Below are 14,861 nucleotides of genomic sequence, written 5' to 3'. Positions count from 1 at the left end.
GGTTTATGTTGTCCTCAAGTCTGAGCCTGGGAGTGTCTGCGGTGTTTGCTGATGGTGCGTTTCCCCAATAAACATATACATCGCCGGCACCATGAACAACGTCAACAGCGTACCAATCGACAACCCGGCGAAGATCACCAGCCCCATGTCGTGCCGCCCCGCAGCACCGGCGCCAGAGGCCCACACCAGCGGCACCACGCCCAGCACCATCGCGGCCGTGGTCATCAGGATCGGGCGCAGACGCACGCCGGCGGCCTCTTCTATGGCTTCGCGCTTGCTGTGACCTGCGCGTTGCAGTTCGTTGGCGAACTGCACGATCAGAATCCCATGCTTGGTGATCAACCCCAGCAGCGTCACCAGGCCCACCTGGGTGTACACGTTGATCGACGCGTAGCCCATGGTGATGAAGGCCAGCGCGCCAAACAGGGCGGGCGGCACCGAGAACAGGATCACCACCGGGTCGCGAAAGCTCTCGAACTGGAAGGCCAGGGCGAGGTAGACGATCAGAATCGAGAACATCAGCAAACCAAAGAACCCACCAGACTCCTGGATGAATTGGCGCGACTCGCCGGCAAAGTCCGAGGTGTAACCCGAGGGCGCCACGTTGGTCAGGATCGTGTTGAGTTTGGCCAGCAGCTCACCTTGAGCCACGCCGCTGACGCCTGACAGGGTGGCCGAGTTGAGTTGCTGGAAGTGGTTGATCGATTCGGGCTGCGTCGAGGTTTCGATATGCGCGACGGTGCGTGCCTGGATCATCGAGCCGGACGGGGTGCGAATGTAGTAATCGAGGATCTGCTCTGGGTTGAGGCGGTTGACCTGCAGCACTTGGGGAATGACTTTGTAGGAGCGGCCGGCGGTTGAGAAGTAGTTCACGTAGTTACCGCCCAACGCCGCCGACAGCGCCGCGCCGACGTCGGCCTGAGTCAGGCCCAATGCGGCGATCTTCTCCCGGTCCACCACCAGCCGGGCTTGCGGCTTGTCGAGTTTCAAGTCCATGTCGGCAAACCAGAACAACTGCTGTTTCTGCGCCTCGGCCATCACGGCCTGCGCGACCTCATTGAGGTTTTCCACGGAGTCGGTGGTGGTGATCACAAACTGCACCGGCAAGCCCTGGGCGCCCGGCAGCGACGGCAGCGGAAAGGCCGCGATGGTAGCGCCCGGCACCTGATTCCACTTCTGCTGCAGGTCGAGTATCAGCTGGGCCTGCGAGCGCGTGCGATCCCCCCAGGTTTTCAGCAGCACACCGCCCAGGCCTTGATTGAGGATGGGCAGCCCGGTCAGCTGGAACATCTGCGCGTATTCCGTCTCTTTACTGGCGATCTGGAAGGCCTGGTCGGCGATGCGCTCCATCTGCTGCGGCGAGGCCGTCGGCGGGCCTTTGATCTGCATGAACACCAGCCCCTGGTCTTCGGTGGGCGACAGTTCACTTTTGGCGGTCATGCCACTGGCGGCCACCAGCAGGAACAGCACAAACCCAAAGGTCACCAGCACCGGCCATATGTTCAGCCCGCCAGACAGCACGCGGTGGTAACGCCCGCGCAGCCAGTCAAAATACTGGTCGAGCTTACGTGCAAAACGACCTTCTTCCTGCCCGGACTTGAACAGCTTGGACGTCATCATTGGCGAGAGGGTCAGCGCCACCACGGCCGACACGGTCACGGCGCCCGCCAGCGAGAAACAGAACTCCTTGAACAGCGCACCGGTGAGGCCGCTGCGCAGGCCGATGGGCACGTACGCGGCGATCAACACCACGGTCATCGCGACGATCGGGCCACCCAGTTCCCGCGCCGCGATCAGCGCGGCCTCCAGCACGCCTTTGCCTTCTTCCTTGATATGCCGGTCGACGTTTTCCACCACGATGATCGCGTCGTCCACCACCAGGCCAATGGCCAGAACCAGCGCGAGCAGGGTCAGCAGGTTAATCGAGTACCCCAGCAGGTACATGATGAAGAAGGTGCCGACCAGCGACAGCGGGATCGCCACCAGCGGCACGATCACCGCGCGGAACGACCCGAGGAACAGGTAGATGACCACCGAGACAATGATCATCGCCTCGACCAGGGTCTTCACCACCTCGTAAATCGAGGTATTGATGAACTCCGTTGAGTCGTACACGATCTCGCCGCGCACGCCCGTGGGCAGTTGCGATTGCAGCTCGGGGAAGGCCTCACGCACGCTGTCGGCGACGGTCAGAATATTCGCGGTCGGCGCCGCCTTGATGCCGATGAACACCGAGCGCTTGCCGGAAAACGCCACGCTGCTGTCGTAGCTTTCAGCGCCAAGGGTGACGGTGGCCACGTCCTCCAGGTACACCAAGGCATCGCCTTTCTGCTTGATCACCAGTCGTTTGAATTCATCCACCGTGTGCAGATCGGTGCCGGCCGTGAGGTCGACCGTGACCGTTTGCCCGCGCGTCGAGCCCACGGCAGACAAGTAGTTGTTGTTGGCCAGGGCCGTGGAGACGTCCTGCGCCGTGACGTTATGCGCGGCCAGCTTGTCGGGGTCCAGCCAGGCGCGCAGGGCGAACTGGCGCCCGCCGAGAATCTCTGCGGTTTGCACGCCCTGGATCGAATCCAGTTTGGGCTTGACCACCCGCACCAGGTAGTCGGTGATGTTGTTGGTGGGCAGCGTGTCGCTGTAGAACCCCAGGTACATGGCGTCGGTGGTCTGCCCGACGGCAATGGTGAGTACCGGTTCCTGGGACTGCGCGGGCAGCTGGTTCTTTACCGAATTGACCTGGGTATTGATCTCGGTGAGGGCCTTGCTGGCGTCGTAGTTCAGCCGCAAGGTCGCGGTAATGGTGGAGACACCGGTGATGCTGGTCGAGGACAAATAATCGATGCCCTGGGCTTGGGCGATGGCCGACTCCAGCGGCTGGGTGATAAAACCGGCGACTGTGGACGCATCCGCGCCGTAGTAGGCGGTGGTAATGGTGACCACCGTGTTTTCGGTGCGCGGCCATTGGTTCACCGGCAACTCGAAGATCGAGCGCAGCCCCAGGATCAGAATGAACAGCGAAACCACCACTGCCCACACCGGTCGCTGAATAAAGGTATCGGTAAGCTTCATGGGACACCTTTAATGTTCTTGGGGAGTTGGTGCCGGATCGTTCAGCGGCGCGGCACTGTTATCGACCTTCACCGGCGAGCCGTTCTTGAGCTTCATCTGGCCGCTGGTGATCAGCAGATCGCCTTCCTTCACGCCCGACAGGATCGCGACCTGATCACCGCGGGTCGGCCCGGTCTTGATGAAGGTTTGTTGCGCGGTGAGTACCTCATCGCCCTTGTCGTTTTTGCTCGACGTGGCAATGAACACCGTGGTGCCGTAAGGGTTGTAGGTCACTGACGTCTGCGGCACGGTGAGGTAGCGCTGGGTGGTCCCCGAGTTGACCACCGCACGGGCAAACATCCCGGGCACCAGGCTTTGCTTGGGGTTCTCGACGGTCGCCTCGACGGTGACGTTGCGCGTGGTTGAGTCGAACTGGGTGTCGATGGTGCTGATTCGCCCGGTGAAGGTCTGCTTTGACAGGCCGTCAGCCGTCACCGAAACCACCTGGCCGATGGCAATGGCCTCCAGTTGGGTCTGCGGCACCGAAAAATCGATGTAGATAGGATCAAAGGTCTGCAACGTGGCGATCTTGTCGCCGGGGTTGAGGTATTGGCCGGGGTTGACGCTGGTGATGCCGATGCGCCCGGCAAAGGGGGCGCGAATGGTTTTTTTCGCCACCAGCGCGCGCTGTTGTTCGGCGGCGGCGAGTTTGGCCTTGAGGTCGGCGGTGTCGGTGTCCACCTGGGCTTGGGAAATGGCGTTGACCGCCAGTTGCGCCTTGTCGCGCTTGAGCACGATACCGGCCAGGTCCGCGGTTGCCTCCAGGGAATGCAATTGGGCGATGTCCGAGTCGGCGTTCAATTGCACCAGCAGTGCCTGGGCTGCCACCTCTTGCCCGGGCGTGAAGCCGAGGGTGCGCACGATGCCGCCGACTTCCGTGGTTACATCCACTCCGCGCACCGCCTTCATCGAGCCCACGGCGGAAACGCTCGGTTGCCAGTCACTGAACGGCACCTGCAGCGCCGTCACCACGGCGGCAGGCAAGGGCGCTTTGGATTGGGCAATCAGCGCCGAAATCTGCACGAATTTCACCCCGGCAATGATCGCGACAATCACCAGCACCACCACGATCATGATCAGCATCGGCCGCCACAGGCGACGCTTGCGCGGTACGCCGGGTTCTGGGGGCAGGGTAGAGGCGGTCTGAACGTCAGCCATGGGAGTTCTCACTGTTTCAATGATTCAAGTCGGGCGCGGCTTTACTGTGAGCCGGCATGATCTCTTGCCACGACGGCAGGCCGAAGCGGTCCGGCGTGCCCTGGGTGGCGGGGTTCACATCCGTGCGGTTCCACCAGCCGCCGCCCAGCGCCTGGAACAGCGCCGTGGTGTCGCTGTAGCGGGCGGCCTGGGCTTTGACGCGGGCGAGCACGGTGTTTTGGTAGGTTTGCTGGGCCGTGAGCAAGTTGATATACGCCACCGCGCCTAGGCGGAACTGGGCTTGCACCAGGTCAAGGTTGGCTTGCGCGGAGTGTTCGGCCACGACCTGCTGATTCAGCGCATCGGCGTCCGCTTCCAGCGCCCGCAGCGCGTTGGCGACATCCTGAAAGGCGGTAATTACCGTGCCGCGATAGCGCGCGGCGGACTCGTCGTAGGCAGCCACGGCCGCACGTTTGCGATGCTCGAGTGCGCCGGCGTCAAAGATCGGCTGGGTAATCGAACCCGCCAGGCTCCAGACACCGCTGCCCGCCGAAAACAGCTTGGTGCCGCTTGCCACCGTGGAACCCAACGACCCGGTAATGCTGAATTGCGGCAACTGATTGGCGACGGCCACGCCAATGTTGGCGCTGGCTTGATGCAGTTGCGCCTGCGCCGAACGCACATCCGGGCGCTGGCCGACGATGGCCGAGGGCAGGCTGACCGGCAGCGCTTCTGGCAGGTGCAACGAGGCCAGATTGAAGCGTTCGCCTTGATCCTGGTTTGGAAAGCGCCCCAGGTACGCCATCAATTGGTTGCGGGTCTGTGCCAATTGCTTTTGCAGCGGCGGCAAGGTCGCGCGGGTTTGCGCCAGTGCGGTTTGCTGCGTGAGCACGTCGCTATCGCCGATGGCGCCCAGTCGGCGCTGAGCTTGCAGCAGGTCGAGCTGACCGCCCTGCAGTGTGATGATTTCTTCGGTGGCGGCCACCTGATCACGCAACGACGCCAGGCTGACCGCGGTGTTAACCACATTGGAGGTCAGGGTCAGGTAAGTTGCCTCCAGCTGAAAGCGCTCGTACTCGGCTTGCGCGGTGGTGGATTCGATTTGCCGGCGGGTGCCGCCAAATACGTCCGGCGCATAGGAAACGCTCAGTGACGCCGAACTCACTGTGAGAATCGGTGACTCCGGGATGCCCGAGGTCACGCCGGAGACTTTCTCGCGGGCTTTTTGCACATTGGCGCTCACCGACGGAAACAGCGACGCCTGGTCGGCATACACCAGCTCACTGGCCTGGCGCAGTGCCGCTTGCGCGGCGCTGACGTCCGGGTTGGCGCGCAGGGCTTCTTCGACCAGAGCATTGAGTGAAGGCGAGCGGAACAGCGTCCACCATTGCCCAGGAATATCCATCCCGGCGATCAGCCGCTGCGCCGCGCCACCGGCGTCAATGTCCGCCTGGGCGGTGGTCGTGAGTGGGTTCTTGGCAAAGCCGGCATTGGCCGGTACGTCGGGCCGTGCGAAGTCGGGGCCCACGGTACAGCCGGCGAGGGCGAGGCACAGCAGGCTCAGCGGCGCCAGCAAACAGGCATGTCGAAACGGGGTGCGGACTGGCACCACTGCGGGTGCACGCTGGCGAAGCTGCTCTTTCATATTTACTCGGATTAATCAGTTGGCCAACGGCAGTCATGGTTGAGCAATGCGTGCGGCTGCGTCCGACCGGGCGGCTTGAGAAGGCCGCGGGGTGCCGGGGTTTCCACCAGTGTAGGTGGCGCAGGGCACTGTGCAATGTGCGGGCGCAACGCGCGCGGCGTGAAAATGCTTAAGTTGCATTATTTGTGAATTAGGTTATGCGTTATCAGTATTTTACAGGCGATCTTTATAACGGCATCGTATGAACCCCTACTGACACTGCCGAGACCGCACGCGCGGATCGACTTGCATGCCTGACCAGGCATCTGGAGACGAACGTGCGTTACCTGACAACACTGGCGGCCGGGTTGGCCGCCACCTTGCTGTGCCTGACCGCGAACGCGCAAACGCTGGTGGTGGGCGATCAAAGCTACAACGCGCAAGCCGTGATGGAAGCGGCGGGCGTGCTCGAAAACCTGCCGTACACGCTTGAATGGAAGCAATTCACCGCAGGCTCGCCGGTCGCCGAAGCGCTGAATGCCAACAGCCTGGATATCGGCTTGCTGGGGGACGCGCCGGTGCTGTTCCTGGGCGCATTGGGTGCACCGATCAAGGTGATTGCCGTCAGCCGGCAAAACCTCGACGGTGTGGCCATCCTGGTCAGAAAGGATTCGTCGATCCACAGCCTGGCCGACCTTGCCGGCAAACGTGCGGCGGTCTGGAAGGGCTCCTGGAGCCAGCAATTGCTGCTTACCGCGCTGGACAAAGCCGGCGTCCCGCGCGACTCACTCCAGCTGCGCTACCTCAGCGCACTCGACGCTTCCCATGCGCTGGAAGGTGGCTCGGTTGACGTCATCGCCACCTGGGAACCCTACGTCACACAACAGGAACGCCAAGGGGCGCGGGTACTCGCAACCGCTGAAGGCTTGATCCCGGCGCAGAGCTTCATCGCCGCCAACGCCAAGGCTGTCGAGGCCAAACGTGCGCAAATCAGTGACTTCCTCCAGCGCCTGAAAAAGGCCCGTGACTGGACGCGCCAAAGCCCGGCCAACGCTGACGCGTATGCCGATGCGTGGGCCAAGCGCACCCGCGCCGACGCCGACATCGCACGCGCCTGGTTTGCACGAGCGCGCACGACGGTCGAGCCCCTGACGGCCCAGTCGCCTGTCGAGGCGCAAAAGACCGTGGACTTCTTCGCGAGCCTAGGCCTGGTCAAGTCTTACTCCGCAGCGAGCCTGTTCGATGATTCCTTCTCGGCCTCGCTGCAACCCGCCGTCGCCCAAACCCAGCCGTGAACGCTTCAAGGAACTCTTCTGACATGACCCAACGACAGCTCAAACTCGGCGCCCTGACCATGGGGTGTGGTGGGCCGGGCCGCCACAATCTATGGCTCGACCCGCAATTGCCGGCCGACGCCAGCGTCAACGTCGACTGGTACATCGACATTGCCCGCCAGGCCGAGGCGGCCCTGTTCGACCTGATCTTTATCGTCGACAGCCAATTCATCACACCGGGCTCGCCGTCCCACTACCTGAACCGCCTGGAACCGCTGACGCTGCTCTCTGCGCTGGCCGTCAGCACGCGGCATCTGGGCTTGGTCGGTACGCTGACCACGTCTTACAACTCGCCCTACAACGTGGCCCGGCGCCTGGCCTCACTCGACCTGATCAGCAAAGGCCGCGCCGGCTGGAATGTGGTCACCAGCGGCGACGCCGGCACCGCCGGCAATTACAGCCGCGACGAACATTACGATTACGACACGCGCTACAGCCGCGCCGCCGAGCACGTCCACGTGGTGCAAGGCCTGTGGCACTCCTACGAGGAAGACGCCTTCGTGCGTGACCGTGCAACCGGCCAGTTCCTCGATCCGAGCAAACTGCACAGCCTGAACCACAAGGGCGAACATTTTTCGGTGGTCGGCCCGCTGAACATTCAACGCTCGCCGCAAGGCCAGCCGGTGATCTTCCAGGCTGGCGACTCAGAGCAAGGTCGTGACCTGGGCGCCGCCACGGCGGACGTGATCTTCACCCACGCGGCCAGCATCGAACAGGGCCAGGCGTTTTACCGCGATATAAAGGGCAGGGCGGCGCAACGGGGGCGCGACCCGGAGCAATTGCTGGTCATGCCCGGCGCCGAGGTCTATGTGGGCGACACAGATGAGCACGCTCGGGAAATCGAGCAGCACTACCATCACGCCGATCACAGTTTCGAGCTGGCGCTGAAGGAGTTCGGGCGCAATTTCGGCTGGCATGATTTCAGCCAATACGACCTCGATGCGCCGTTTCCGCAAGAGAGCCTGGAAGCAGCGCGCAGCAGCTTTTTCACCAATGCCAAGCGCATTGCCGACCAGGCACGGGAGAAAGGTTTCACGCTGCGCCAAGCAGTGGAGTTTGGTCGCCAACTGCGGCCGGGCGCGTTTGTGGGCACGGCGGACACGGTTGCACGGAAGATGGAGGAGTGGCTCCAGGCGCGGGCGGTGGATGGGTTCAATATCTATATTGGGCATCCGCAGCAGTTCGCGCGGTTTACGCAGGAAGTCATACCGTTGCTGCAGGCGCGTGGGGTGTATCGCACGGCGTATGAGGGGACGACGTTGCGCGAGAGTTTGGGGCTGGGAATTCCGCGATTTGGCGGCTGAAGCCGTCAAACGGGGTCATGTACACCGCGCCGAATGGGTCCAGGCGCTTGCGGATCTCGGCGTCCGGCGTGCCGTACACCACCAGGCTGGTGATGCTGCACAGTTCCAGGAAGCGCTGGCCGAACGGTGCAAACGTGGTGTCGACGTGGCTGACCACGGCATCAGCGTGGTAGCGCTCGAGGATATGCACGGTGCGGGTATCCTCATTTGCGCTGTATTCGTAAATCAGGGTGCCGGGCTCGGCACGGGTGGCCGTGACGATGGTGGCGATCAGCGCCTTGAATTCGGCGAACGCTGCGGGCTGTACTTCAAGGGTAAACAAACAGGAAATATAAGGGTGCATGCTGGGTTTCCGTCAGGGGCGCCAGGCGGCGCCTGTTGAGTGGGAGGCGCTCAAGACTTGTCGGGGGCGCCTGCGAAGAGTTTGCCGGCACCGGCCCAATCGGACGGCGCAACGTCTTCAAAAATGACGTAGATGTAATTGGCATCAGTACCGGTGTGTTTGACGATGCTTTCGGTGATGTCGGCGGCAACTGCGGCTTTCTGCGCGTGTTCTTTACCTTCGAACCAGCTCACTCGTACGACGGGCATGACGTATTCCTCTTGAGAGATTGGTCTGGGAGCAGTGCGCCATGTGCACCGCTATGTGACTGAGGCCATCCTACTGTTGAGCAAGCTGGCGATAAACGGCCTCTGGCTATAGTCTGGGTAGACTAAAACTCTACAATCAGCGAGTGCGGCATGGTCCCTATCGATTCCTTCCAGGGTGTTATCACCTTTGTCGTCGCCGCGCGTTCGGCCAGCTTCACACAGGCTGCGGAGCGCTTGGGCCTGTCGAAATCTGCCGTGGGCAAAGCCATCGCACGGCTTGAAGAGCGCTTGGGCACGCAGCTGTTTCATCGCACCACGCGGCGAATTTCCCTCACCGCCGATGGCGAGGCTTACTACCTGGCGTGCTCTACGGCACTGGAAGAAATCGGCACCGCCGAAAGTGGCTTGGGCCCCAATGGGGGTGAGCCTTCGGGGCGCTTGCGTGTCGATGTGCCGGTGGCTTTCGGTCGTCGCGTGGTTGCGCCCTTGCTGTTCGAGATCGCCAATAAATACCCCGCGCTGCAATTGAGCCTGACGTTTTCCGACCACTTGGTGGACCCGTTCGAAGAGGGGATTGATTTGCTGGTGCGCTTCGGCGAATTGCCGGACACCAGTGGGCTGGTAGCGCGGCGGTTGACGCGCCAACGCTGGGCCATTTGTGCCGCGCCCGGTTACCTGGCACGGTTTGGAATGCCTCAAACCCTTGAAGACCTGAGCCATCACCGCTGCATTGTCGGGCATCGACGTGGCCAGCCTTTGGCCTGGCGAGTCATGCAGGCAGGGCGTACGCAGTGGTACGCGCCTCCCGCCGCGCATCAGATTGGCGATGGCGAAGCCATGATTCTGGCGGCGGTTGCCGGCACTGGCCTGTGCCAGATGCCGCGCAGCCTGTTCCAGGACGATATCGACGCGGGGCGCCTGGTTGAGGTGCTGCACACCTACGAGCCGGAAGCCGTTGATGTACATGCCGTGTGGCCGAAGGTATCGCACTTGCGGCCGAAGGTGAGGTACGTGGTGGATGAGCTGGTCAAGCGGTGTGCGCAGTGGCCGTTGTAGGTGAATAAAACCGCAATCGACTTTTCGACCGGCTTACTTCATTCGTGCCTGGTCGGCCAGCTCAGATCGGTGTGCTTGAACCTGCCAACGCAATTACCTCATGCGCAGTTTCCGCGTGCTGCGCGGTGTGCAAGGAGGCGATCAGCGACCGCTCAGGCGATAGGTGGTGCGCTGCAATTGCGCGGGCATCATGAACGTGCGTTCACAGGCGCAGAAAAAGATTGAATATTCACATCAATTGTTATTTAAATAACACCACAATAGCGTCACGACCGCCCTGGACGTGCTCGCAATAAGATGGGATGACCCTGTGCATGACAATTGAAGAGCGTTTGATGGAACAGGCAAAGCGTGCCGCCCAGAGCACGTACTCGCCTTACTCCCATTTCCCCGTGGGCGCGGCATTGCTGACTGCCGACGGTGAGGTGGTGCAGGGTTGCAACGTGGAAAATATCTCCTACGGGCTGACCAACTGTGCCGAGCGCAGCGCCTTGTTCAGCGCCATCAGCCAGGGTCATGCCCCGCGCAGTTTCAAAGCCATGGCTGTTTATGCACCCAACGTTTCACTGATAAGCCCTTGCGGTGCCTGCCGCCAGGTGATGCTGGAGTTGATGGCCAAGGATGCGGTGGTGATCTGTCAGGGCAGTGACCCGGCCGCCACGCGCACCTGGACCCTGGAGCAATTGCTGCCGGGCGCCTTCGACGCTTTCTAATCCTGGGCAGGCCTTCGGGTCTGCATTCGCGTGGTCCATTGTTGAGACGCCTGCATGATCAGTCTTGTCGGAATAGCGACGCTTATTCTCATTGCCATTGCTTTATCTCATCAACGACGCTCGATCAACTGGCGCACGGTTTCGGTGGCGTTTTTGATCCAGGTCTTGATCGGCGCATTTGCGCTTTACGTGCCGTGGGGCCAGGCGGTGCTCGCCTCGCTCTCAGGGGCGGTGGCCTCGCTGCAGCTTTACGCTAACAAAGGCATCGAGTTTCTGTTCGGCGGCCTGAGTTCGCCGCACATGTTTGAAGTGTTCGGCAGTGGTGGTTTTGTGTTCGCCATCCGGGTGTTGCCGATGATCGTGTTCTTCGGCAGCTTTATCTCGGTGCTGTATTACATCGGTGTGATGGGCTGGATCATTCGGCTGGTGGGCGGTGCCCTGCGCCTGTTGCTGGGCACCAGTCGCATCGAGTCGATGGTGGTGACCTCGGCGATTTTCATCGGCCAGTCGGAAGTGCCGCTGGTGGTACGGCCCTTCATTGCCAAGCTGACGCGCTCTGAGTTGTTCGCGGTGATGGTCGGTGGTTTCGCCGCCGTGGCCGGCTCGGTGCTGCTGGGGTATGCCGGGCTGGGCGTGGAGCTCAAGTACCTGATCGCGGCGTGCTTCATGTCGGCACCGGGCGCTCTGTTGATGGCCAAACTCATGGAGCCGGAAACCGAAGCCGCCCGCACCGAACAGGTGATCGAGGAGCTGGGCCAGGCCGAGAATCGCCCCACCAATATCATCGACGCCGCCGCCGATGGCGCCCAGGTTGGCTTGCGCCTGGCCTTGTCGGTGGGCGCCATGCTGCTGGCATTTATCGCGTTGATTGCGCTGTTCAACGGGCTTCTGGGCTGGGCGGGCAACTGGTTTGGCTACCCGCAATTGACCTTGCAACTGGTCCTTGGGTACGTGCTGGCGCCCATCGCTTTTCTGCTCGGGGTGCCATGGCATGAGGCGGTCATGGCCGGCGGTTTTATCGGCGAAAAACTGGTGCTCAACGAGTTTGTCGCCTACGCCGACCTGGCTAACTACCTTACACCGGCCAAGGCCGCCGAAGCTGGCGTGCCTCTGTTGTCCGTGCACACCCAGGTGATCGTCACCTTCGCCCTGTGCGGCTTTGCCAATCTGTCTTCGATTGCCATTCAACTGGGCGGCCTCACAGGTATCGCCCCGCAACGCCGTGAGGAACTCGCGCGGCTGGGCTTGCGGGCGATGATCGGCGGCACGCTTTCTAACCTGATGAGCGCGGCGATTGTCGGCTTTTTCATTTCGCTGTAAGGAGCACAGTATGTGGTTGCCACAAGAAGTGATTCGGCGTAAGCGCGACGGGCACGCCCTGGCCGCGATGGACATTCAACGTTTTGTCGCCGGCATTGCCGACGCCAGCCTCAGCGATGGGCAGGTGGCGGCGTTCGCCATGGCGGTGTTCATCAAGGGCATGGACGTGAGCGAACGCCTGGCCTTGACCGAGGCGATGCGCGATTCCGGCCAAGTGCTGAAGTGGGACCTGCCGGGGCCGGTCGTGGACAAGCATTCCACCGGTGGCGTCGGCGACATGATCAGCTTGCTGCTCGCGCCGTTGCTGGCGGCCTGCGGTTGCTTCGTGCCAATGATTTCCGGGCGTGGGCTGGGCCATACCGGCGGCACCCTGGACAAGCTCGAGAGCATTCCCGGTTACGACTGCCAACCCAGCCCCGAACGCCTGCACGCGGTGGTGGCCGACGTCGGTTGCGCCATCATCGGCCAGACCGCCAACCTGGCGCCGGCGGACAAGCGCTTGTATGTGATCCGCGATGTGACCGGGTCGGTGGAGTCAATTGACCTGATCACCGCGTCGATCCTCGGCAAAAAACTCGCCGCCGGCCTCGACGTACTGATCATGGATGTGAAAACCGGCAACGGCGCCTTCATGGCCGAGCCGGAACAGGCACGCGAACTGGCCGCCAGCATCGTCGCGGTGGCCAACGGTGCCGGGGTCAATACCCGCGCGCTGATCACCGACATGAATCAACCGCTGGCCCGCAGTGCTGGTAACGCCCTGGAGGTTGCCGAAGCAGTCGCCTTGCTCAAGGGCGAGGTGCGCAGTGAGCGCCTGTGGGCGGTGACCCTGGCGCTGGCCACCCAGGCATTGACGATGGCCGGTTTGGCGCGGGATGACGCCCAGGCCCGTGATCAATTGCTTCAGGCCTGGCAGAGCGGGGCAGCCTTGCAGCGCTTCGAGCAGATGGTGGTCGCTCTGGGCGGCCCGCCGGGCTTCACGGCAAACCCTGAAGCGCATTTACCCAAGGCCGCCGTGTCGGTGCCGGTGTGGGCCGAGGAAGAGGGCTGCGTTACCGAGATCGATACCCGGGCGGTGGGCCTGGCAGTGGTGGCATTGGGCGGTGGGCGCAGTCATCCCGACGACGTGCTGGACTTGTCCGTGGGCTTCAGCGAGTTGGCCTTTGTTGGTGAACAGGTGAACGCGCAACGGCCGCTGGGCTGGGTTCACGCGCGCAATCCAGAGCAGGCCGCGCAGGGCGCATCTGCCTTGCGCGCCGCCTATCGGTCAGGCGGTTCGAGCCTGGCCGCACGTGATTTGATTCAGGACATCCTATGAGCAAAGCCATCGTATTGGTGCTGGACTCGCTGGGCATCGGCGCCAGTGCCGACGCTGCTGTTTTTGGCGATGCCGGCGCCGACACCTTGCGCCATATCGCCCAGGCGTGTGCCCGCGGTGAGGCCGATGGGCCACTGCGCCGGGGGCCGCTGTGGCTGCCAAATCTGGGTCGCCTGGGCCTGGGTGCTGCCGCCGCGGCCAGCGGTGACGGACCGTTGCCGGGCCACTGGGGCGACGTTACTCCGGTCGGCGCCTACGGCCATGCGCGCGAGCAATCCTCAGGCAAGGACACACCGTCCGGGCATTGGGAAATGATGGGCGTGCCCGTGTTGTTCGACTGGGGGTATTTCGAGCGGCCGGTCGAGTCGTTTCCGCCCAAGCTGCTGGCCGACCTGATTGAGCGGGCCGGGTTGCCGGGTGTTCTGGGTAATTGCCATGCCTCGGGCACTACAGTGCTGGACGAATTGGGCGAAGCACACATCCGCAGCCGGCAACCGATTTGCTACACCTCGGCCGACAGCGTGATGCAGATCGCCGCCCATGAAGGCCATTTCGGGCTGGATGAGCTGTACCGGGTGTGTGAAATCGCGCGCGATTTGTGTGATGAATACACCGTCGGCAGGGTCATTGCCCGGCCGTTCACCGGCGAGCACGCGGGCGAGTTTCGCCGCACCGGCAATCGTCGCGACTACACGGTGCCACCGCCGTCGCCGACGCTGCTGGATCATTTGTGCGAAGCCGGCGGCAGCGTGCAGGCGGTGGGCAAGATCGGCGATATCTTCGCGCACCGCGGCATCAGCCGGTTGTACAAGGCAGATGGCAACGACGCGCTGTTCGATGCCACGCTCAAGGCGTACCAGCAAGCGCCGGACAACAGCCTGGTGTTCGCCAATTTCGTCGACTTCGACATGCTCTACGGGCACCGTCGCGACTTGGTCGGCTACGCTGCCGCGCTGGAAGCGTTCGACCGCAGGCTGCCGGAATTATTGGCGTTGATGGACCCACAGACGTTGCTGATCATCAGCGCCGACCACGGTTGCGACCCATCGCGTCCGGGCTGCGATCATACCCGTGAGCATGTGCCGGTCTTGGCTTTTGGGGCAGGCGTTGCGGCTGGCTGGCTGGGCGAGCGCGGCAGCTTTGCCGATATCGGCCAGACGCTGGCGGCACATTTGGGCTTGGCGCCGTTGGCGTGGGGGACTTCGTTTCTGCTGAAGGGTCACCCTTGAGTCCGCCTGGCACCCCGTGCTTTGGAATCGGGCGGGGTAGCTTGATGGCGGGTTTGCCAATTGTTCATCGACGCCTTCAGTAATGTCTGTTCATATGGGCTCCGCACTCGATTCGCGTCGTCGCGCC

The 14,861-nt window shown here is 62.5% G+C and carries 11 protein-coding genes and 1 pseudogene; 7 read left to right on the top strand and 5 right to left on the bottom strand.

Translation table 11 applies throughout. The annotated features are described in order from the left end of the window. Positions 1 to 3: 3 nt before the first annotated feature. From AACV02_RS14335 to AACV02_RS14325, 3 genes are all read right to left on the bottom strand, one after another. On the bottom strand, positions 4 to 3,069 hold the full coding sequence (locus AACV02_RS14335) for an efflux RND transporter permease subunit (protein WP_106580367.1): 3,066 nt from the start codon (positions 3,067 to 3,069) through the stop codon (positions 4 to 6). A 9-nt stretch (positions 3,070 to 3,078) separates the two neighbouring features. Continuing rightward, positions 3,079 to 4,191, bottom strand: a complete 1,113-nt coding sequence (locus AACV02_RS14330; RefSeq protein ID WP_177413700.1) for an efflux RND transporter periplasmic adaptor subunit — start codon at positions 4,189 to 4,191, stop codon at positions 3,079 to 3,081. 91 nt (positions 4,192 to 4,282) lie between these two features. Continuing rightward, positions 4,283 to 5,890, bottom strand: a complete 1,608-nt coding sequence (locus tag AACV02_RS14325) for an efflux transporter outer membrane subunit (RefSeq protein WP_256680506.1) — start codon at positions 5,888 to 5,890, stop codon at positions 4,283 to 4,285. Between the two features lie 317 nt (positions 5,891 to 6,207). Between AACV02_RS14325 and AACV02_RS14320 the strand changes: the two genes are divergently transcribed. Continuing rightward, positions 6,208 to 7,164, top strand: coding sequence for an ABC transporter substrate-binding protein (locus tag AACV02_RS14320; protein ID WP_106580365.1), 957 nt, complete (start codon positions 6,208 to 6,210; stop codon positions 7,162 to 7,164). Positions 7,165 to 7,187: 23 nt separating this feature from the next. Then, positions 7,188 to 8,507, top strand: a complete 1,320-nt coding sequence (locus AACV02_RS14315; protein ID WP_119740492.1) for an LLM class flavin-dependent oxidoreductase — start codon at positions 7,188 to 7,190, stop codon at positions 8,505 to 8,507. Here the strand turns inward: AACV02_RS14315 and AACV02_RS14310 are convergent. Continuing rightward, positions 8,500 to 8,850: pseudogene (locus tag AACV02_RS14310) on the bottom strand (putative quinol monooxygenase); the annotation flags it as partial. The gene AACV02_RS14315 and the pseudogene AACV02_RS14310 sit on opposite strands and share 8 nt — an antisense overlap. A gap of 50 nt (positions 8,851 to 8,900) precedes the next feature. Then, entirely contained in the window at positions 8,901 to 9,098 is a 198-nt protein-coding gene (locus tag AACV02_RS14305; protein WP_164487938.1) for a tautomerase family protein, read from the bottom strand. Positions 9,099 to 9,248: 150 nt separating this feature from the next. Here AACV02_RS14305 and AACV02_RS14300 point away from each other — a divergent pair, with 150 nt between their 5' ends. The 5 genes from AACV02_RS14300 (at position 9,249) to AACV02_RS14280 (ending at position 14,734) form a co-directional block, all read left to right on the top strand. Next, positions 9,249 to 10,154, top strand: coding sequence for a LysR family transcriptional regulator (locus AACV02_RS14300; RefSeq protein WP_106580361.1), 906 nt, complete (start codon positions 9,249 to 9,251; stop codon positions 10,152 to 10,154). A gap of 314 nt (positions 10,155 to 10,468) precedes the next feature. Further along, positions 10,469 to 10,867: a cytidine deaminase gene (locus AACV02_RS14295; protein ID WP_256587063.1), complete on the top strand. Its 399-nt coding sequence runs from the start codon at positions 10,469 to 10,471 to the stop codon at positions 10,865 to 10,867. A 54-nt stretch (positions 10,868 to 10,921) separates the two neighbouring features. Beyond that, positions 10,922 to 12,187 carry a NupC/NupG family nucleoside CNT transporter gene (locus tag AACV02_RS14290; protein WP_119740483.1) on the top strand — a complete coding sequence of 422 codons (1,266 nt, stop codon included), beginning with the start codon at positions 10,922 to 10,924 and terminating at the stop codon, positions 12,185 to 12,187. 10 nt (positions 12,188 to 12,197) lie between these two features. After that, on the top strand, positions 12,198 to 13,505 hold the full coding sequence (gene deoA / locus AACV02_RS14285) for a thymidine phosphorylase (protein ID WP_119740481.1): 1,308 nt from the start codon (positions 12,198 to 12,200) through the stop codon (positions 13,503 to 13,505). After that, positions 13,502 to 14,734, top strand: a complete 1,233-nt coding sequence (locus AACV02_RS14280; RefSeq protein WP_119740479.1) for a phosphopentomutase — start codon at positions 13,502 to 13,504, stop codon at positions 14,732 to 14,734. Before deoA ends, AACV02_RS14280 begins: the two co-directional genes overlap by 4 nt. The last annotated feature ends 127 nt before the right edge of the window (positions 14,735 to 14,861 follow it).

It is taken from the genome of Pseudomonas sp. Larv2_ips, from assembly GCF_963879675.1.
Taxonomy (GTDB): domain Bacteria; phylum Pseudomonadota; class Gammaproteobacteria; order Pseudomonadales; family Pseudomonadaceae; genus Aquipseudomonas.
Note: the sequence above shows the minus strand (reverse complement) of the source record. Positions and strands in the feature narration are given on the sequence as shown.

Coding starts and splice junctions, on each gene's coding strand:
- deoA (WP_119740481.1), top strand. CDS start 12,198: ATGTGGTTGCCACAAGAAGTGATTCGGCGTAAGCGCGACGGGCACGCC.
- AACV02_RS14280 (WP_119740479.1), top strand. CDS start 13,502: ATGAGCAAAGCCATCGTATTGGTGCTGGACTCGCTGGGCATCGGCGCC.
- AACV02_RS14330 (WP_177413700.1), bottom strand. CDS start 4,191: ATGCTGATCATGATCGTGGTGGTGCTGGTGATTGTCGCGATCATTGCC.
- AACV02_RS14295 (WP_256587063.1), top strand. CDS start 10,469: ATGACAATTGAAGAGCGTTTGATGGAACAGGCAAAGCGTGCCGCCCAG.
- AACV02_RS14335 (WP_106580367.1), bottom strand. CDS start 3,069: ATGAAGCTTACCGATACCTTTATTCAGCGACCGGTGTGGGCAGTGGTG.
- AACV02_RS14325 (WP_256680506.1), bottom strand. CDS start 5,890: ATGAAAGAGCAGCTTCGCCAGCGTGCACCCGCAGTGGTGCCAGTCCGC.
- AACV02_RS14305 (WP_164487938.1), bottom strand. CDS start 9,098: ATGCCCGTCGTACGAGTGAGCTGGTTCGAAGGTAAAGAACACGCGCAG.
- AACV02_RS14315 (WP_119740492.1), top strand. CDS start 7,188: ATGACCCAACGACAGCTCAAACTCGGCGCCCTGACCATGGGGTGTGGT.
- AACV02_RS14290 (WP_119740483.1), top strand. CDS start 10,922: ATGATCAGTCTTGTCGGAATAGCGACGCTTATTCTCATTGCCATTGCT.
- AACV02_RS14300 (WP_106580361.1), top strand. CDS start 9,249: ATGGTCCCTATCGATTCCTTCCAGGGTGTTATCACCTTTGTCGTCGCC.